This is a genomic window from Cupriavidus sp. UME77 (assembly GCF_014170355.1).
In the GTDB taxonomy this organism is placed as follows: Bacteria; Pseudomonadota; Gammaproteobacteria; order Burkholderiales; family Burkholderiaceae; genus Cupriavidus; species Cupriavidus basilensis.
Genome location: NZ_LZZU01000007.1, coordinates 18419 through 37112, shown reverse-complemented (window position 1 = coordinate 37112; position 18694 = coordinate 18419). Strand labels below are relative to the sequence as shown.

At 66.6% G+C, this 18694-nt stretch carries 15 protein-coding genes; 11 read left to right on the top strand and 4 right to left on the bottom strand.

Features of this window, described 5'->3' with window-relative positions; translation table 11 throughout:
- The first annotated feature begins 4 nt into the window (after nucleotides 1-4).
- The 5 genes from A9975_RS03320 to bluB all read left to right on the top strand — a co-directional run bounded on the left by A9975_RS03320 (nucleotide 5) and on the right by bluB (nucleotide 5798).
- Nucleotides 5-592, top strand: a complete 588-nt coding sequence (locus A9975_RS03320) for a cysteine dioxygenase family protein (protein WP_183031381.1) — start codon at nucleotides 5-7, stop codon at nucleotides 590-592.
- Between the two features lie 144 nt (nucleotides 593-736).
- A complete protein-coding gene (locus tag A9975_RS03315) occupies nucleotides 737-2377 on the top strand; it encodes a rhodanese-like domain-containing protein (protein ID WP_183031380.1) in 1641 nt (546 codons plus the stop codon).
- A gap of 284 nt (nucleotides 2378-2661) precedes the next feature.
- A complete protein-coding gene (locus A9975_RS03310; protein ID WP_183031379.1) occupies nucleotides 2662-3669 on the top strand; it encodes a tripartite tricarboxylate transporter substrate binding protein in 1008 nt (335 codons plus the stop codon).
- 105 nt (nucleotides 3670-3774) lie between these two features.
- Nucleotides 3775-4992 carry a cystathionine beta-lyase gene (gene metC / locus A9975_RS03305; RefSeq protein ID WP_183031378.1) on the top strand — a complete coding sequence of 406 codons (1218 nt, stop codon included), beginning with the start codon at nucleotides 3775-3777 and terminating at the stop codon, nucleotides 4990-4992.
- Between the two features lie 128 nt (nucleotides 4993-5120).
- Nucleotides 5121-5798, top strand: a complete 678-nt coding sequence (gene bluB, locus A9975_RS03300; RefSeq protein WP_183031377.1) for a 5,6-dimethylbenzimidazole synthase — start codon at nucleotides 5121-5123, stop codon at nucleotides 5796-5798.
- Nucleotides 5799-5814: 16 nt separating this feature from the next.
- On the opposite strand, the gene A9975_RS03295 is transcribed toward bluB, so the two are convergent.
- Nucleotides 5815-6285 carry an Lrp/AsnC family transcriptional regulator gene (locus A9975_RS03295; RefSeq protein WP_045240794.1) on the bottom strand — a complete coding sequence of 157 codons (471 nt, stop codon included), beginning with the start codon at nucleotides 6283-6285 and terminating at the stop codon, nucleotides 5815-5817.
- A 172-nt stretch (nucleotides 6286-6457) separates the two neighbouring features.
- Between A9975_RS03295 and A9975_RS03290 the strand changes: the two genes are divergently transcribed.
- A complete protein-coding gene (locus A9975_RS03290; RefSeq protein WP_255503039.1) occupies nucleotides 6458-6778 on the top strand; it encodes a hypothetical protein in 321 nt (106 codons plus the stop codon).
- Between the two features lie 66 nt (nucleotides 6779-6844).
- Here the strand turns inward: A9975_RS03290 and A9975_RS03285 are convergent, their stop codons facing one another.
- Complete coding sequence (locus A9975_RS03285) at nucleotides 6845-7558, bottom strand: NUDIX domain-containing protein (protein WP_183031375.1); 714 nt, start codon at nucleotides 7556-7558, stop codon at nucleotides 6845-6847.
- Nucleotides 7559-7731: 173 nt separating this feature from the next.
- Here A9975_RS03285 and A9975_RS03280 point away from each other — a divergent pair, with 173 nt between their 5' ends.
- Nucleotides 7732-8763 carry an SPFH domain-containing protein gene (locus A9975_RS03280; protein ID WP_183031374.1) on the top strand — a complete coding sequence of 344 codons (1032 nt, stop codon included), beginning with the start codon at nucleotides 7732-7734 and terminating at the stop codon, nucleotides 8761-8763.
- Between the two features lie 89 nt (nucleotides 8764-8852).
- Complete coding sequence (locus A9975_RS03275; RefSeq protein ID WP_183031373.1) at nucleotides 8853-9782, top strand: sugar kinase; 930 nt, start codon at nucleotides 8853-8855, stop codon at nucleotides 9780-9782.
- An 8-nt stretch (nucleotides 9783-9790) separates the two neighbouring features.
- Here the strand turns inward: A9975_RS03275 and A9975_RS03270 are convergent, their stop codons facing one another.
- A complete protein-coding gene (locus tag A9975_RS03270; RefSeq protein WP_183031372.1) occupies nucleotides 9791-10714 on the bottom strand; it encodes a LysR family transcriptional regulator in 924 nt (307 codons plus the stop codon).
- 153 nt (nucleotides 10715-10867) lie between these two features.
- On the opposite strand from A9975_RS03270, the gene metE reads away from it, so the two are divergent.
- On the top strand, nucleotides 10868-13255 hold the full coding sequence (gene metE, locus A9975_RS03265; protein WP_183031371.1) for a 5-methyltetrahydropteroyltriglutamate--homocysteine S-methyltransferase: 2388 nt from the start codon (nucleotides 10868-10870) through the stop codon (nucleotides 13253-13255).
- 293 nt (nucleotides 13256-13548) lie between these two features.
- On the top strand, nucleotides 13549-15669 hold the full coding sequence (locus tag A9975_RS03260) for a TonB-dependent receptor (protein ID WP_183031370.1): 2121 nt from the start codon (nucleotides 13549-13551) through the stop codon (nucleotides 15667-15669).
- A gap of 73 nt (nucleotides 15670-15742) precedes the next feature.
- On the opposite strand, the gene A9975_RS03255 is transcribed toward A9975_RS03260, so the two are convergent.
- Complete coding sequence (locus tag A9975_RS03255; RefSeq protein ID WP_183031369.1) at nucleotides 15743-17167, bottom strand: DUF1254 domain-containing protein; 1425 nt, start codon at nucleotides 17165-17167, stop codon at nucleotides 15743-15745.
- Nucleotides 17168-17923: 756 nt separating this feature from the next.
- On the opposite strand from A9975_RS03255, the gene A9975_RS03250 reads away from it, so the two are divergent.
- On the top strand, nucleotides 17924-18679 hold the full coding sequence (locus A9975_RS03250) for a hypothetical protein (protein WP_183031368.1): 756 nt from the start codon (nucleotides 17924-17926) through the stop codon (nucleotides 18677-18679).
- Nucleotides 18680-18694 lie beyond the last annotated feature (15 nt).

The following is an 18694-nucleotide window of genomic DNA, read 5'->3' as shown; positions in this document are numbered from 1 at the left end:
AGACATGTCGATCGCACAACAACGCCAGGCCGCCGTCGGGGACACAATTCAATCCATCAAGGAAATCGTAGCTAGCGGTGGCGTCACCCGCGAATCGCTGGCCAGCGTGCTGAGCCAGGTGGAGCAGCTCGCGGCCAAGCCGCACCTGTGGGCTCAGAGCGAATTCGCCCCACCGGAGGAAGGCGAACGCCAGGCCCGCTACCTGATCGCAGAAGATCCCGACCAGACCTTCGCGCTGTACCTCAACGTGATGCGCCCCGGCAAGCGCATTCCCCCGCACGACCACACCACCTGGGCCTGCGTGGCGGGCGTGGTGGGCACCGAGTACAACGACGTCTACCTGCGCACCGACGATGGCAGCGAGCCGGGCGTCGGCACGCTGAAGCACTCGCACACGGTGGAAGTGGGCCCGGGGTCGGGCATCGCGCTGCTGCCCGAGGACATCCACTCGGTGGAGATCCGCGGCGAATCCGTGATCCGCCACCTGCACATGTACGGCCGCGCGCTGGAAACCCTGACCGGGCGCACTGCCTACGACCTCGAGACCGGCCGCTGCCAGGCCATGAGCGTGGGCGTCAAGACACGCCGCTAGACGGCACCCGGGAGGTGCGGCGCTAACCAATCCTCAGCCCCCCACCTCCCGGCTTCCGCCGAAGCCCATATCCAACGCATTTCCAGTTGCCTTCCGCCCGCGTGCGGCCAGGAGGCCTGGCCCCCTTTTTGCCTGAACAAACGCATGCCCGCCATCCTGCACACGCCCGACACCCGTTACACCCAAGTCGACCCGGCCACCCTCAAGGCCTGGCTGCACGACCAGGACGAGATCGCCCTGTTCGATATCCGCGAGCATGGCCAGTATGGCGAAGGCCATCCGTTCTACGCGGTGCCGCTCCCCTTTAGCCGGCTGGAGCTGGATATCGGCCGCCTGGCCCCCAACACCGCGGCGCGCATCGTGCTGGCGGACGACGCCGACGGCGTGGCAGCGCGCGCCGCGCAGGCCCTGGCCACCCTCGGCTACACCCGCCTGTTCGTGCTGGACGGCGGCGTGCCGGGCTGGCAAGCCGCCGGCTATGCCTTGTTCGCTGGCGTCAACGTGCCCTCCAAGACCTTCGGCGAGCTGGCCGAGCACCATTACCGCACGCCGCGCGTCTCGGCCGCGGAGCTGGCGGCCATGCAGGCAGGCGAGCAAGCTCCGGTGGTGCTTGATGGCCGACCCGTCTCGGAATTCCGCAAGATGAATATCCCCGGTGCCATCTGCTGCCCCAACGGCGAGCTGGCTTACCGGCTGCGCGACCTGGTACCGGATCCGGCGACGCCCATCGTGATCAACTGCGCCGGCCGCACGCGCAGCATCATCGGCGCGCAAACCCTGATCAACTTCGGCGTGCCCAACCCTGTGTTCGCGCTGGAAAACGGCACCCAGGGCTGGTACCTGAACGATTACAAGCTGGAACACGGCGGCACCCGGCGCTATCCCGACAGCGCCGCGCCTGCCGGGCTGGATGCCGCCCGGGCCGCGGCGCAGACGATGGCGGTGCGCTTTGCGGTACCGCATATCGACGCCGCCGAAGCGGGCGCGTGGCTCAACGACCGCTCGCGCACCACCTTCCTGTGCGACGTGCGCACGCCGCAGGAATACGCCGCCGGCTCCGTGCCCGGCGCCCAGAACACGCCGGGCGGCCAGTTGATGCAGGCTACCGACCAATACGTGGGCGTGCGCCGCGCGCGCCTCGTGCTGATCGATGCCGATGGCGTGCGCGCCACGGTGGTGGCGAGCTGGCTGCGCCAGATGGGCCATGACGCCGTGGTGCTCGAAGGCGGGCTTGCAGCTGCGCTTGCCTGCGGCCTCGCCGCGCCCGCCGGCCCCGTGGCGCCCTCCCGTGCCTTGCCGGGCATCGACGCCAGCTCGCTGGCGGCGGGCCTGGCCGGGCGGCAGCTGCTGGCGCTCGACGTGCGCGCCAGCATGGCGTATCGCGCCGGGCACGTGCCTGGCAGCCGCTGGTCGATCCGCCCGGTGTTTGCCCGCGACCTCGCCGGCGTGCCGCGCGACACGCCAATCGCGCTCATCGGCGATGACGATCAACCGGGTGTGGCCGCGCTGGCCGCCGGCGAACTGGCCGCACTTGGCTACAGCGACATCAGGCTGCTCGCCGGCGGCACAGGCGCCTGGCAGGCGGCAGGCCATGCGCTGGCAAGCGATGCCGGGGATGGCGATGCACCAAACGGCCTGCCCGATGCGCGCTGCATCGATTTCCTGTTCTTCGTCCATGACCGTCACGACGGCAACAAGGAGGCTGCTCGCCGCTACCTGGCCTGGGAAACCAACCTGATCGGCCAGCTCGACGCGCAGGAACTGGCCACTTTCCGCTTCGCCTGATCCGTACAGCGTCCTTCCAACATGACCCGCCATCAGCGACCGAGCCCGTCACGCAGCCACCTCGCGCCCCTCGCGGCGGGCAACGGCGCGCATGGCTGGCAAGGCGAGTCGCGAGGCATTGATTCCCATCCGGCTCGACGGTGCAGCGCCAAGGGGACACCCCGGCATTCCGGGGACACAGGGGCAAGAGGCAGTGACCGGTATGCCAGACCGGCCACCGGGGCCACGAAAGCCTGCCTAGCCCCCTTCGCTCTGACAACTCTCTACATACACAGGGGTTTTTCATGTCACGCATCCAGCAAGTCCTGACCCGCACCTTCGCCACCGCTGTCACCGTCACCCTCGCCATGGCCGACGCGCCCGCCAGCGCGCAGCCGCTCGCGCCGGTCGGCGGCTTTCCCTCGCAGCCGCTGCGCTTCGTCTCGCCGTTTCCCGCCGGCGGCGGCAACGATGCCGTCACGCGCATCGTCACTACGCGGCTCGGCGAAGTGCTAGGGCAGACCGCCGTCACCGACAACCGCGGCGGCGCCGGCGGCAATATCGGCACGCGCTTCGTCGCCGAGGCCAAGCCGGACGGCTACACCCTGCTGACCTCGCAGGTGTCGGTCATGGCCGTGAACCCGACGCTGTACAGCGCGCCCGGCTTCGACCCGATCAAGAACTTCATGCCGGTCACGCAAATCAATGCGGCGCCGCTGGCGATCGTGGTGGCAGCCAACGCGCCCTGGCAGACCTTTGCCGAACTGGCCACGCAGGCCAAGGCCCAGCCGCAAAAGATCACCTTTGCCACGCCCGGCAACGGCACCCTCTCTCACCTGGTCGGCGTGGTGCTGGACAAGGATAGCGGCATCGCCTTGCAGCACGTGCCCTACAAAGGCGCCGGCCCGGCCATCAATGACCTGCTGGGCGGGCAGGTCAACGTGCTGATCACCTCGACTTCCTCGGTGGCGGGATTTATCCAGGCCGGCCGCATGCGCGCGCTGGCGGTCACCAGCCCGCGCCGACTGGGCGTGTTCGCCAAGGTGCCGACGCTGGAGGAACTGGGTTACCGCAATGCCCGTTTCGAGGACTGGTACGGCGTGTTCGCCCCCGCCGGCACCTCGCCCGAGCGCGTGGCCTACCTGAACCGCGCCATCCTGCAGGTACTGCAGATGCCCGAGGTGGTGAAGCTGATCAACGAAGGCGGCAGCGACGTGGTGGGCAGCAAGCCGGAGGCATTCGCCGCGCAGCTCAAGGGCGACATCGCGCGCTGGTCGCAGATCGTCAAGCTCTCCGGCGCCCGCGTGGACTGATCCGGGCGCAGCCGGTGCAGGCGGCATGGCTCTTGCTGCTGCCTGCCACCACAAATTGTCACACCAGCCGCGCCACCCTGGCGCGGCACCCCACCAGGCCAAGCCATGAAGCCCAGCATCCTTACCCACCTCGCGCACGCCGGCCGCGCCAGCGGCGTGGATGGCGGACAGCCCGTCAACCCGCCCGTGGTGCGCGCCAGCACCGTGTTGTTCGACTCGGTGGCACAGATGCGCGAGATGCGCTCGCGGCGCGGCAGCGAACGCCTGTTTACCTACGGCGCGCGCGGCAATCCCACGGCGTTTGCGCTCGAAGACATGGTCACCGAGCTGGAAGGCGGCTACCGCACGCGCCTGTTCCCCAGCGGGCTGGCAGCCGCCGCGATGACGCTGCTGGCCTACCTGCGCCCCGGCCAGCACGTGCTGCTGCCCGATTGCGTGTACGAGCCGGTGCGCAAGCTGGCCGAAGGTTTCCTGGCGCAGCACGGCATCGCCGCCAGCTTCTACGCGGCCGATGGCCACGACCTGCAAGCCAGGCTGCGGCGCGAAACCCGGCTGGTGTATGTGGAGGCGCCCGGTTCGCTGGCCTATGAAATGTGCGACCTGCCGGCCATCGCCAACATCGCCCACCGGCACGGCGCGCTGGTGGCGGCCGACAACACCTGGGGCTCCGGCCTCCTGTACCAGCCCCTTGCGCTGGGCGCCGATATCTCCCTGATGGCCGCGACCAAATACCTGTCCGGGCATTCGGACGTGATGATGGGCACGGTCTGTACCCTGGAACCCGCCTGGCCGGCACTCGCCGCGGTGGCCGACGCCTTCGGCATCAGCGTCAGCCCGGACGACGCCTACCTGGTCCAGCGCGGCATGCGCTCCCTCGGCGCGCGCCTGTCGCAGCACGAGCGCAGTGCGCTGGCGGTCGCGCACTGGCTGCGCAACCGCCTCGAAGTGGCGGAGGTCTTTTGCCCCGCCCTGCCCGGCGACCCCGGCCACGCGCTATGGCAGCGCGATTGCCGCGGCACCAACGGCCTGCTGTCGTTTTCGCTGCGCGCCGCGTCACCGGACGCCGCCGAACGCTTCATCGACAGCCTGGCACTGTTCGGCATCGGCGCCTCCTGGGGAGGCTTCGAAAGCCTCGCCGTGATCGCCGACATGCGCGGCGCGCGCAGCGTCACCGACTGGTCCGGGCGCGGCCAGGTGATCCGGCTGCATATCGGGCTGGAGGATGTGGACGACCTGCTGGCGGATCTGGCGCGAGGGTTCGAGGTAATTGGCGGCGGCCGGGTTGCCGGGCGAGCGTTGGAGGCGCGCCTGGATACGGCTTAGTGAACCAATCTGCAGGTGTCAGCGCAAAAACTCAACGCTACGTCCTGACCGTGCCCCTCGCAAGCCCACCTTGCGATCCGCCGCTTCGCACAGGCATACAATGCCGGCTTTTGCCCTTGCGCCGCGCGATGCCTGCACCCCTGACCGAAAGCCACTCCGCCGTTTTCTCGCCCGAGGAACAGGAGAGCTTCTACCGTCTCATCGCTTCGCGCCGCGACATGCGGCATTTCATTGCGGGCGCGTCGGTCGATGACGCTGTCCTGATGCGCCTGCTGAGGGCCGCGCACAATGCGCCTTCGGTGGGGCTGATGCAGCCGTGGCGCTTTATCCGCGTCGCCGATGCCGCCTTGCGGGAAAGGATCGCCGCGCTGGTCGAGGCCGAACGGCAGAAGACCGCCGTGGCGCTGGGCGAGCGCGATGGCGAGTTCCTGCGGCTGAAGGTGGAGGGCGTGCGCGAGTGCGCCGAGCTGTTGGTGGTGGCGATGGCACCGGATGACGGCACCGTGTTTGGCCGGCGCACCATGCCGCGCGAGATGGCGCTGTGCTCGGCGGCCTGCGCCATTGAAAACCTCTGGCTGGCGGCGCGCGTGGAAAACCTCGGGCTGGGCTGGGTCTCGATGTTCGCGCCCGACGCGCTGGCTGCGCTATTGCGGTTGCCGCCGGGTGGCCAGCCTATCGCCATTCTCTGCCTGGGCCCCGTGCAGGCCTTCTACCCCGCGCCGATGCTGGAGCTGGAAGGCTGGCGCCAGGGCCGCCCGCTGGCGGACCTGATGTCCACGGACACCTGGGACCGCCCGGACGCCTGAAGCCCCATCGGGCCACTCAAGGCGCCACTGACGGCTCCCGCTTCATGCAGCGCAGCACGAAGGTGGAATGGCTGTGCCGCAAGCCCGGCAGCTTGTAGAGCTTGTGACGCAGGAATTCCTCGTACCCTTCCGTGCCCGCCACCGCTACCTTGATCAGGTAATCGTATTCGCCGGTGAGCAGGTACGCCTCCATCACTTCCGGCAATTCGGCCAGCGCTTCGCCGAAGCGATCCAGCATGTCGTCGTCGTGCCGGTCCAGCGTGACCTCGATCAGCACGGTGTCGGGCAGTCCGAGCGCCTTCTGGTTCAGCAGCGCCGCATAGCCCTCGATCACACCGCTTTCTTCCAAAGCGCGCACGCGGTTCCAGCACGGCGTGGGCGACAGGCCAACCTGCTCGGCCAGCTTGAGGTTGGAGAGCCTGCCGTCGCGCCGCAGCGCGCGCAGGATGCGGCGGTCGGTTTCGTCCAGTTTTGGGGAGGTTGCCATGTCTTCTGCCAAGGATAGGGAAGGAATCACCTTAAACTCTACCATCGATAGATAATTCATCTCCATATTGATCAAAACTGGAGGCAATAAAGAAGCCCATTCTGGGGTGGCGCTGGTAAATTTGTCGCATGCCTTCCCGGCCACAAACCCCATTAAAACTGCCGCCGATACCATGTCAACCTTGAACCTCGCCCTGCGGCTGGACCGCACTGACCTCTTTGGCGCCGTCGAATGGACGCTGGCCAACGCCCGCCGCACCGGCCTGCACCTGATCGACCTGTGCTTCGGGCAAGCGGCCGCGCCCTACCAGCTCACGCTGTCGGTCGGCGCGGACGATGCGGACCGGCTGGACCTGTTCGTCAGGCGCCTGGAAAACGGCGTGGACGTGCTTGAGGTATTCGAGATCGCGGCGCCGGGCGAGCGTGCTGCCCAGGCGCCGGCACCCGTCGAGGCGCGTCGTGACGAGGTGGAACCTTCGCTGGCATTGGCCTAGGCGGTTGCCAAAGAACGGGGCCCGATACACAGCCCGGTACGCAGCCCGGCACCGCGCCCGCCTGATTCAGCGCTGCTCGAAGCTGCGCGTGAAGTAGACCAGGCCGGCCTGCTCGCGCAAGCGGTACAAGGAGGCCGGGCGGCGCCCGGTCTCCTTTTGCGCGCCCAGGTCTTCCAGCAAGTCCGCGGCGAGCATGCGGGTGCGGAAGGCCTTTTTCTCGAGAGGACGGCCCAGCACAATCTCGTAGACATGCTGCAGTTCGCCTAACGTGAACGCGGCCGGCAGCAAATGCGAGGGCAGCGAGGTGTACTCGGTCTTGCCGCGCACGCGCCCGAGCGCCGCGCTCAGCAGCGTGGCGTGATCAAAGGCCAGCGCCATCCCCACGCCATCGCCCTCCACCGGCGCCCAGCGCAGGTCGGCGGCGTTGCCGCCCTTGTGCAGAACCAGCGTGTCATCCGCCAGCAAGGCAACGTAGACATGGGTGGTGGACCATCCACGCGGGTCGCGCGTGGCGCTGCCCCAACTGCCTACCTGCTCCAGATAGGGACTATTCACCCCGGTCTTCTCCGCCAGCTTGCGCAACGCGCAGCCCTGCAGATCCTGGTCCCGCTCGATATCGACAAAGCCGCCCGGCAAGGCCCACTGGCCAGGAAATGGCTCGCCGGACTGTTGCGGCCGCTGCACGAGCAGGACCTGCAGCGCCCCCGCACGGATCGTCAGGATGACCACGTCGACGGTGGTCAGCGGGCGCTGAAATGCGGCGGTGGTGGGTTTTGTCATAGGGCGGGCGTTCCTGGAAGGAGGCGGTTCAAGCAGCGCAAGCAGTTCAAGCGATTCACGCCGGATTATAGATTGACAAGTGTCTCAGCCACACTTATATTAGTGGCACAGACACACTTAATGCCAGGCGCCCAGCGCGGGCGAATCCAACCCCACCACCGGAAAGGACCACCATGTTCGGCATCCGATTCATCAAGGCAGATCCCACCACCTATCTGATGCAGATGAAGAGCGGCAAGATCATCCGCGAAGGCAGCGGCCAGTCGTTCTACTACTACGCGCCCACCACATCCCTCGTTGCGGTGCCCGTGGGCAGCCAGATCCTGCCGTATATCTTCGAGCTGATCACGACCGACTTCCAGTCCGTCACCGTGCAAGGCAACCTCTCCTACCGCATCACCGAGCCGCGCAAGACGGCCGCCATGCTCAATTTCGCGCTCAAGCCGGACGGCCGCAACTACGTCTCCGAGGATCCGCAGAACCTGCGCACCCGCGTCGAGGGCGTGGTGGAGGTACTGGTGCAGCAGGCCGTGAGCGCCGAAACGCTGCGCTCCGCGCTGCAGGCGTCCGACCGCATGGCCCGCCAGGTCGAAGGTGCGCTCAAGGCGCATCCGGACGTGCTGGCCCTCGGCCTGGAAATCCTGTCGTTCTCGATGGTGGCCGTCAAGCCGCGCGCCGAAACCGCGCGGGCACTGGAAGCCGAGGTCCGCGAGCAGATCTTGAAGGCGGCCGACGACGCCATCTACGCCCGCCGCAACGCCGCGGTGGAAAACGAACGCGCCATCAAGGAAAGCGAGCTCGACACCGAAGTCGCCGTGGAGCTCAAGCAGCGCACGATCCGCGAAACCCAGATGGAAGCCGAAGCCGCGGTGCAGAAGAAACAGGCGGAACTGGAGGCCAGCACCATGGAGGCGCAGATCACGCTGGAAGCGCGCCGCAAGGAGTTCGTGGACCTGGAGGCCGACAACACGCGCACCACCGCCGAGGCCGAGGCACAGCGCCTGGGCGCCGTGATGCGGGCCTTGCAAGGCGCCGACGCGCGCATCGTGCAGGCCCTGGCCGCATCAGGCATGGCGCCGGGCCAGTTGATCGCGCAGGCCTTCGGCGGGATTGCCGACAAGGCCGAGAAAATCGGGCAGCTGAACATGTCACCTGAGCTGCTTCAGTCGCTGCTGGTGCCACTGGGCAGCGGCCGCGCAAAATAACCGAAGTTCGGCGCAGCTTTCAGAAGCTTTAAGCGCGATTACGCGGAATTAGGCGGAATTAAGCCGTTAAATGAAAAGGAGCCAGAACAATGAGCGCAACCGCCGATCGCAAGGTAGTGCTGGTGACGCGCAAGACACGGCTGGAAGAGCTGCTGGCGCGCTACCACTCGCTGGCACAGGCACGCTTCTACCTCGAACACCTGGGCGCGGACATCACCGATTACCAGCGTGAGCACGACACCTATCTTGCCGCGCGCGAACAGGTGGCAGCCGTGCTGTCGCGCTACCTGCGCCGGCAGGTGGTGGACCGCCAGTTCCTGCCCAACTTCCTGTTCGGCCCGGAAGACATCGTGGTAGCGCTGGGCCAGGACGGCCTGGTTGCCAACACCATGAAGTACCTGAACGGCCAGCCGCTGATCGGCGTGAACCCGGATCCGGCGCGCCACGACGGTGTGCTGCTGCCATTCAAGGTGGGCGACCTGGCGCGTGTGCTGGCCGAAGCCATGCAGGACCGCCGTCCCGCGCGCCCGGTCACCATGGCGCGCGCCGAGCTGTCGGACCAGCAGGTGCTGTACGCGGTCAACGACTTCTTTATCGGCCCGCGCAGCCACACCTCGGCGCGCTACGAGATCCAGCTCGGCGCGCGCAGCGAGGCGCAGTCGTCCAGCGGCGTCATTGTCTCCACGGGACTGGGGTCCACTGCCTGGCTCAAGAGCATCGTGACCGGCGCGCGGGCCATTGCGCAGCCAGACGGTGGCGCCGAAGCCGCGTATCAACCTTTGCCATGGGATACCGACCGGCTGGTATTTGCGGTGCGTGAGCCCTTTCCGAGCCGCGCCAGCCAGGCCACACTGGTCTACGGCAACGTGCCGCGCGGCGAGCAGATCGTGCTGCGCTCGCTGATGCCGGAAACCGGCGTGATCTTCAGCGACGGTATCGAAGCGGATTTCCTGCAATTCAACGCGGGCACCGAGGCCCGCATCGGCGTGGCCGAGCGCAGCGGGCAGCTTGTGCAGTAGGGCCGCCCTTATTCGCCCTCCGCCAGCAGTTCGATCCCATCCAGCGCGGCCGCGCAGGTATCGCGCACGATGGAGACGAAGTCACGCACATAAGGGCGCTGCGCAAGCGGCGCTGGCGTGGTGGCATAAAGCTCGCTCCACAAACCCTTGGCGCCGATGCGCTTGGCCAGCACGTAATCGTGGTCGACGTAGTTCTTCACGCCCCAGTTGGGCAGCGCGGCCACGCCGCGGCGGCTGGCGACCAGCTGCAGCACGGCCACCGTCAGCTCGGCGGTGCGCCGCTGCAGCTTGATGCCGGCTGGCTCCAGCACTTCGCGGATCAGGTCGATGCGCTGCTCCGGCACCGGATAGGTGATCAGCGTTTCGCCGTCCAGGTCGGCCGCCTCGATCCGGCGCTTGTTGCGCAGCCGGTGCTCGTTGGCGATCACCGCGAGGATCTCGAAGCGGAACAGCGGCGCCACCGCCAAGCCCCGCTTGGCCGGCGGCATCGAGCCGATCACCATGTCCGTGCGGCCCTCGGCTAGCAGCGCCAGGGGATCGGCGTGGAAGCCCGCCACCAGGTCCACCTCCACCTCCGGCCAGCGCCGGCGGAACTCGTCCATCACGGGCATCAGCCAGTCAAAGCAGGTATGGCACTCCAGCACGATGCGCAGTTCGCCGCGCGTGTCACCCTTGAGCCGGGCCAGGTCACGCTCGGCCGTGCTGATGGCCGCCAGCGTCTCGCGCGCCAGCGCCAGCAGCCGCTCGCCGGCCGGCGTGAAACGCAGGCCCTGGCGGGTGCGGTCGAACAGCGGCAGGCCGTAGTGCGCCTCGATGCCTTTGATCTGATGGGACAGCGCCGACTGGCTGACGTGCACGCGCTCCGCGGCCGTGGCGAGCTTGCCGGATTCGGCAATCGCTACCAGCGAGCGCAGGTGCCTGACTTCGATCACGGCTGGCTCCTGGAATGTGAAGAATAACGCCTGGATGGCATGATATGAAATTGATTCATACGTTGATTAAATCTTATCGCTTGATTCATTTTACGCTGGATTCCACACTGGGCGCCATCGTCACATTCCCAATATCCCAATACGGAGCACTGCATGGCACGCACTCATATCGCTGGATTTCCGCGCATCGGCGCCCAGCGCGAACTGAAATTCGCCCAGGAGGCGTTCTGGCGCGGCGAAACGGACGAGGCCAGCCTGCGCCAGGTGGCAGCCGGCCTGCGCCAACGCCACTGGCAGTCGCAGGCGCATGCCGGGCTGGACAGCGTGGCGGTGGGCGACTTCGCCTACTACGACCAGGTGCTGGGCCTGAGCGCCTTGCTCGGTGCCCTGCCCGCGCGTTTTGGCTTCGACCCGAAGCAGCTGAGCCTGGCGCAGTATTTTGAGCTGGCCCGCGGCAACAAGGCCCAGCCGGCCATGGAAATGACCAAGTGGTTCGATACCAACTACCACTACCTGGTCCCGGAACTCGGCCCCGACACCCGTTTCGACGGCGGCGTGGACTGGTTCTTCGATGAAGTGGAAGAAGCGCTGGCGCTGGGCCTCAAGGCCAAGCCGGTGCTGATCGGGCCGCTCACCTACCTGTGGCTGTCCAAGACCCACGTGGACGGTTTCGACCGCCTGAGCCTGCTGCCCAGCCTGGTGGCCGCCTATGGCCGCATCCTGGCCCGCCTGGGCGAACGCGGCATCGAATGGGTGCAGATCGACGAGCCCGCGCTGTGCCTGGACCTGGCGCCGGCATGGCTCGATGCCTATGACGGCGCCTATGCCGAACTGGCCAAGTCCGGCGTCAAGCTGCTGCTGGCCACCTACTTCGACAGCGCTGCCGACCACGCCGCGCGCGCCGCCGCCCTGCCCGTGCAAGGCTTCCACATCGACCTGGTGCGCGCACCGCAGCAGCTCGACGCCTGGCGCAAAGTGCTGCCGGCCGGCGCGGTGCTGTCCGCCGGCGTCATCGATGGCCGCAACATCTGGCGCACCGACCTGCGCCGCGCGCTGGCCGCGCTGGCACCGCTGCATGCCGAACTGGGCGAGCGCCTGTGGGTCGCGCCGTCCTGCTCGCTGCTGCACGTGCCGGTCTCACTAGAGGCCGAGCGCAAGCTCGATGCGGAAATCAAGACCTGGCTGGCCTTCGCCACCGAGAAGCTGGCCGAGGTCAGCGTGCTGGCCCGCGCCCTGAACGAAGGCGAGTCAGCGGTCGCCCCCGAGCTGGCCGCCGCCGATGCCGCGCTGGCCTCGCGCCGCAGCTCGCGCCGCGTGGTCAACCAGCAGGTGCAGGCACGGGTCGCGGCAGTCAGCGCTGCCATGGCCCGGCGCAAGAGCCCGTTCCAGACCCGCATCGAACGCCAGCGCGCCGCGCTGCAGCTGCCGGCACTGCCGACCACCACCATCGGCTCGTTCCCGCAGACACCGGCAATCCGCCAGACTCGTGCCGCCTACCGCCGCGGTGACATCGGCGCGCTGGAATACCTGCAGCGCATCCGCGGTGAAATCGAGACCGCCGTGCGCAAGCAGGAAGCGCTCGGCCTGGACGTGCTGGTGCATGGTGAAGCCGAGCGCAACGACATGGTCGAGTATTTCGGCGAGCAGCTGTGCGGCTACACCTTCACCGAAAACGGCTGGGTGCAAAGCTATGGCTCGCGCTGCGTCAAGCCACCGGTGATCTACGGCGATGTGTACCGCCCCGAGCCCATGACGGTGGAAACCACGCGCTATGCGCAATCGCTCACCGACCGTCCGATGAAGGGCATGCTCACCGGACCCGTCACCATGTTGCAATGGTCCTTCGTGCGCGACGACCAGCCGCGCGCCACCACCACGCTGCAACTCGCGCTGGCGATCCGCGACGAGGTCTCGGACCTGGAACAAGCCGGCATCCGCATCATCCAGATCGATGAGCCCGCATTGCGCGAAGGCTTGCCGCTGCGCAAGGGCGACTGGGCCGCGTACCTGGACTGGGCCGTGCATGCGTTCAAGATCTCGGCCGCCTCGGTGGCGGATGAAACGCAGATCCACACCCACATGTGCTACGCCGAGTTCAACGATATCCTGCCCGCCATTGCCGCGCTGGACGCCGACGTGATCACCATCGAAACCTCGCGCTCCGCCATGGAGCTGCTCGAAGGCTTCGGCGAGTTCGACTACCCCAACGAGATCGGACCGGGCGTGTATGACATCCACTCGCCGCGCGTGCCTAGCGTGGAAGCCATCACGCACCTGCTGGAGCGCGCCTGCGAGGTGATTCCGCCGCAACGGCTGTGGGTCAATCCGGACTGCGGGCTGAAGACGCGCGCCTGGCCCGAAACCGAAGCCGCGCTGGCCAATATGGTCGCCGCCGCGCGTAGCCTTCGCGAGCAGATCGGCAAGGACAGCGCGACCAAGTGGCAGCGCGCCAACCGCCGCACGGGCCTGGGCGGCCACGCGGCACACCGGGGCGCCACGCACGCAGCGGGTTGCGTCGATTGCGCTAGCCAGGCGGCCTGATCCGCGCCCTGTCGGGTCCGATCAAGCCCTGCCAAGCCTTACCAACGGCCTTTCCATTAGCCTTACCAAGCCAACGGGCCGGCATGCATTGCATGCCGGCCCGTTGGCCGTCTTGCGTTCCCTTGCACGCAAAGCGGCAAAACGCCGCACCGCGACGGACAGACTGCTCCGGGGCGCACGTTGCGGCACTGTGTCACATAGCGCACACCAGGCTTCCCTCCGTATCGTACGCGGCTATCCAAGCACGGTTAAAAGGCGCGGCCCAAAGCAGGCCTGCCGCCACAAGGGAAATCATGAAACGAGCCAGACACTGGAAGCAGCGCGCCGCCGCCCTGCCCGCCGCCGCCTTCACCACATTCACCACTGCCGCGCTCGCACAGGCTGGCGCGCCCGCCACACCCGCCACACCCGATGCCGCTGTCACGTTACCTGCGGCGACCGTCACGGCCAAGGCCCCAGGCTCGCTCACCGCGCCGAACGTGCAGCAGCAACAGCAGGCACTGGAGCAGACGGCCGGCTCGATCGGCTTTGTCGACGCCGCGTCCTACAGCGACACCTACGCCAGCAACCTGCGCGACGTGCTCAAGGATGCGCCCGGCGTGTATGTGCAGGAGCGCTACGGCCAGGAACTGCGCCTGTCGATCCGCGGCTCGGGCGTTGCGCGCGGCTACCACGCACGTGGCCTGGATCTCCTGCAGGATGGCGTCCCCACCAACTTTGCCGACGGCAGCGGCGACTACTACCAGATCGACCCGCTCGGCCTGAGCGCGGCCGAAATCTACAAGGGCGGCAACGGGCTGGCCTACGGTACCACCACGCTGGGCGGTGCGATCAACTTCACCACGCCCACCGCGCTCACCGCTGATGCGCCCAACCAGGTTCGCGTCGATGGCGGCAGCTTCGGCACGGCGCGCGCCAGCGGCCAGGTCTCGCGCCAGATCGGCGCCTTCGACTTTCTCGCCAACCTGAGCGTCAACCACTCGGACGGATTCCGTGCGCACGAGCGCGGCCAGTACGAGCAGTTCAACGCCAACTTCGGCTACCGGTTCAGCCCGGCGGTGGAAACCCGCTTCTACGTGGGCGCCTATATCGTCGACCAGCAATTGCCCGGCGCGCTGTCGCTCACCGATGCGCTGAACAATCCGAAGAAGGCCGCGCCGGCCGCGCTGTCCGGCGACCAGGCGCGCAACACGCGCACCGAGCGCGTGGCCAATGTCACCACCGTCAAGCTCGACGGCGGCCAGCTCGATTTCAGCACCTGGGTCATCCACAAGAGCCTGTATCACCCGATCTTCCAGGTCATCGACCAGGACTACTGGACCTATGGATTCGCGCCGCGCTACACCGGCACGCAGACCATCGGCGGCCTGCGCAACCAGCTCATCGTCGGCGCGCGCTTCTTCGGCGGCAACAACGATGCGCGCCAGTACGTCAACAACGCCGGCAACCGCGGCGCGCAGACACTCAACGCCGCGCAGGATGCGTACAACTACGAGGCCTATCTCGAAGACCGCCTTTACGTGACCCCCACCATCGCGCTGATGGCCGGTGCCAAGGCCTACCGCAATGTCCGCCGCTATCAGGACTACGGTGGCCTGCCGGCCAATCCCACGGCCAAGTCCGATAGCGCCACCTACAGCGGCGTGAACCCGAAATTCGGCGTGCTATGGGAGCCGGTGCCTGACGTGCAGGCATTTGCCGACATCACGCGCAGCGCGGACGTACCCGACTTTACCGACCTGAGCCAGACCATGGCCACCACCACCCGCTTTGTGCCGCTGAGCGCGCAGCGCGGCTGGACGCTCGAGCTGGGCACGCGGGGCAAGCGCGAACGTTTCTCCTGGGACGTGACGGCCTACCGCTCGCTGGTGCGCGACCAGTTGCTGCAATACACCACCAACCCGATTATCCCGGCAGCTACCTTCAACGCCAACCGCACCACGCTGCAAGGCGTTGAGCTCGGCGTCAGCGGCGACGTGCTGCAGAACCTGTTCGGCTCCGGCGACAAGCTCACGCTGTCGCAACTGTGGAACTACAGCGACTTCCGCTTCGACAATGATCCGCAGTACGGCAACAACCGCATCGCCGGCATACCCGAGCATGTGCTGCGCACCACCGTTGCCTACAGCCGCGCGGCCGGGCTGCGCGTTGCCGGCACCATCGACTGGGTGCCGGGCGGCGCCTATGTCGACTACGCCAACACGCTGCGCACGCCTGGCTACGTGCTGTTTGGCCTGCAGGCCAGCTACGAATTCCAGCGCGGCGTGACGGTGTTCCTGGATGCGCGCAATCTCGGCAACAAGCGCTATGTGAGCGACTTCAGCACCGTGGCCGACGCGCGGACAGCCAACACCACGGTGTTCTACCCCGGTTCGGGCCGCGCGCTTTATGCTGGCGTCAAATACAAGTTCTGAGCCTGCACCTTGTCATGAAAAAAACCCGCCTCGGCGGGTTTTTTCATCTCAGTGACCGGCTTGGGGACCGCAATCACTCCACCCGAGTCACCGGCGGCGCGCTCCACTTGCCGTCCAGCATCGCCTGCCGGGGCCAATACACCCGCATCATCAGGTTGAAGCCATCAGGCGGCGCCGGCAGCCAGTTGGCCACCCGCTTGCCCGCCGGGCGCGCATTCTGGATATAGATATCAAGCGAGCCGTCCCGGTTGTACCGCAGCCGATCGCGGTCTCCGATGGCATAGCGGTTGAGCGGATTGGCGACAAACGCCTGCTTGTCGTTATAGAGCGTCAGCGACCAGAAGGCCGTGCTCGGCGGCATCTGGCCCTTGTTGAAATGCAGTACGTAGCGGTTTGCCCCGTTCAACGGCTTGCCGGCAGCGTCGACCCGCGTGCTGGGATACAGCGCATCCGCCGGCAGGTTGGCGCCAAGCCCAACCCAGGCCACCAGCGCGCGCTTGCCATAGGCTGTGCCGTAGTTGCCCAGATCCCGGTGCACGGTCCATTTGCCATCCCCTTCGCCGCCGCCGCGCTTGGCCATGGCCACGATGCCCGCCAGGGCGGTGGTGGCGCCCTCCTGCACCGCACGGGCCGTCGAAGGCTCCAGCGCGGTCACGGAGAAGGGCTTGCCCGGAACGATCCCGAACTTCTTGATCGACTCCACCATGGCCGCATCGGCCGCGGCCGGAGGATTAGCCGGCAGCAATTCGGCGAAGCGGGTGAAGAATGCCTGCGCGTCCATCGCCGCCACCTGCTCAACGGGCGGCGTTTCCACATCCACGGGAACCGCTTCGGGCAGCATCGCCTCGGCGGGCTTGGGCCGTGCCTTGCCGCCACGCTGCAAGGCGGAGAGCGGCGCCAGGCGATATTGGTCCTGCAAGCGGCGGACCGCTGCGTAATCCTGCTTGCCATTGGTTTGCGTACGGCCGATCAGCCACACCATCTCGGTCGGCGAACGGATTTCAGTGACCCCAGGCGGCAAGATGCCGTTCCACATCGGCCCCGTTACGGCGTAAACCGCTTTCTTGGTGCCCGTGGTTCGCTTGCCCGGCGACGCGAAGACGTTGGTCCAGGCATCCATCAGCGGCATCAGGTAATAACGCCCGTGCGTGTCGGGCAGCGAGAGGATCACCGGGCCGCCGGACAAATCCAGCCATGCCGTCGAGTAAAGCGTATCGGCATTAGGGCTGACCACGTCGGTGAAGGTCGCGTCCGGGAAACTGCGCTTATGCGAGAAGGTATTGGGCGGCACGCGCTCGCTCATGACCTCACGCGTGACATCCATCAGCACCAGCGGATAGGCGTAGACAAAAATCTGGGCGGATAAAGCCTTGATCGCCCCATCGGACGGCGGCGAGGCTGGCTGCGGCACCGCTGAAGTTTGCGGACCCGCAGCGCAGGCAGACAACAGCAGACCAAGCGCAAGCGCGCTCGCGATTCGACGTAGCGAAATGATCATGACCCCGGTTCCTTGTCGGAATGGCTACCTTCCATGCGCTTTTCGACGACGAACGGGCGACATCGTTGCACAGAGGCGCGTCTATTTTCCCCGAGCGATGATGTTCCCGGCAACCGGAGTTGTCAATTGAACAACGCTAAACAGTGAGGGCAAACGCACCAACGCACCAACGCCGGCCCCGCCGCAGCGCATTTGACTGCAAAGCCGATGAACCGCTGCGGCCGCTCATCGCCGCCGAAATTACCTTTGAGATTGTCCTGGTAATTACCTCTTTGATTACCTTGGTGATTATCTTTCCGACAAGATCCGTCTGATTGAATGAATATGACCAAGCCCCCAAATTCCATTATCGGCCCGACACCTTCATCCTGGATTGCGCTCCGCAAAGCTGGAACCTGAGCACGTGGGACTGCGGCGACCCACCCGTACGCGCGATACCCATAAGTGCATCATAATTAACACAAGCGAAGCGACTCGGATTGTTTCGTCTGGCGGATCTGAAAGTAGTTTTGTCCGTTCGGTAACGCTCTGACGCCGTAGATTCATAGCACCGGATATGGGACCGCCCGCGTTTTCTTCCCTGGCAGCACCGATCGATGCCAGCGGCGGCCTGCGCAAGATCATCAGGAGGAAGGCCGGCAACGCGGGCCGCGCCTAGTCCGGTAGCGGCGGGCCATTTGTGGCCGGCCGCAACATGTCGCTCCCTTCCCGGCCCTTGTACCGGGCGGAACGGGGCGGTAAGCGGAGCAACATGCGATGCGTGACTACGACATCGACGCGGAGCTGCCCAGGCTCCAGGTATTCGAAGGCGTCGTGACTCGACATCTGCTCGATGAGATCAATGCGGCAATCGACGCCAGCCGGGAGACATGGCGGCCGGCGGATGGCCGCCGCGCCACGCAGGCAGCGCAGCACTTCGCAGACATGCTGCGGCAAAACGAAGGCTTTCAGCTGGCGGAGCGGCAGGCCTGCGAGATCTCGCGACGATGGGCGCGCAAGGCCGGTTGGGAACTCAATGGCGAGCCGCCACTGTGCGTGCTGCGCTGTGTCAACAGCGGCCTGCCCGCCCAGAGCCACTTGCGGCATTACGACTCCCATATCCTGACGCTGCTGATTCCGCTGCAAGAGGCGCAGGCCACCCAGGAAAACGGGGACCTGATCATCTACCGGCGCCAACGCCATGCGGTGACGGCCATATCGAATATCGTTGCAAAGATCCGGCTGATCCTGTTGCGTAACCTGCCGTTCGTCATTCGCCGCGCGCAGACCTTCCGCCATCTTGCCGAGCACCAGTGCGACCGCATCGCCTGTGCGCCGGGCAATGTCTATGCGTTCAACGGCTTCGTCACGCTGCACGCCAACCTGCATGCCGAGGCGGGCGAGCGCCGCTCATTGATCGTCCACTATTATGATCCCGGCCTGACCGCCGGGCTCAGCGCGGTGCCGCGCGCGTGGCGCGCGTTGCGCGACCGGCTGCTCGACGCGTTCCAGCACACCAGGCCGCGGGCATAGAGCCCCTCCCCCTTC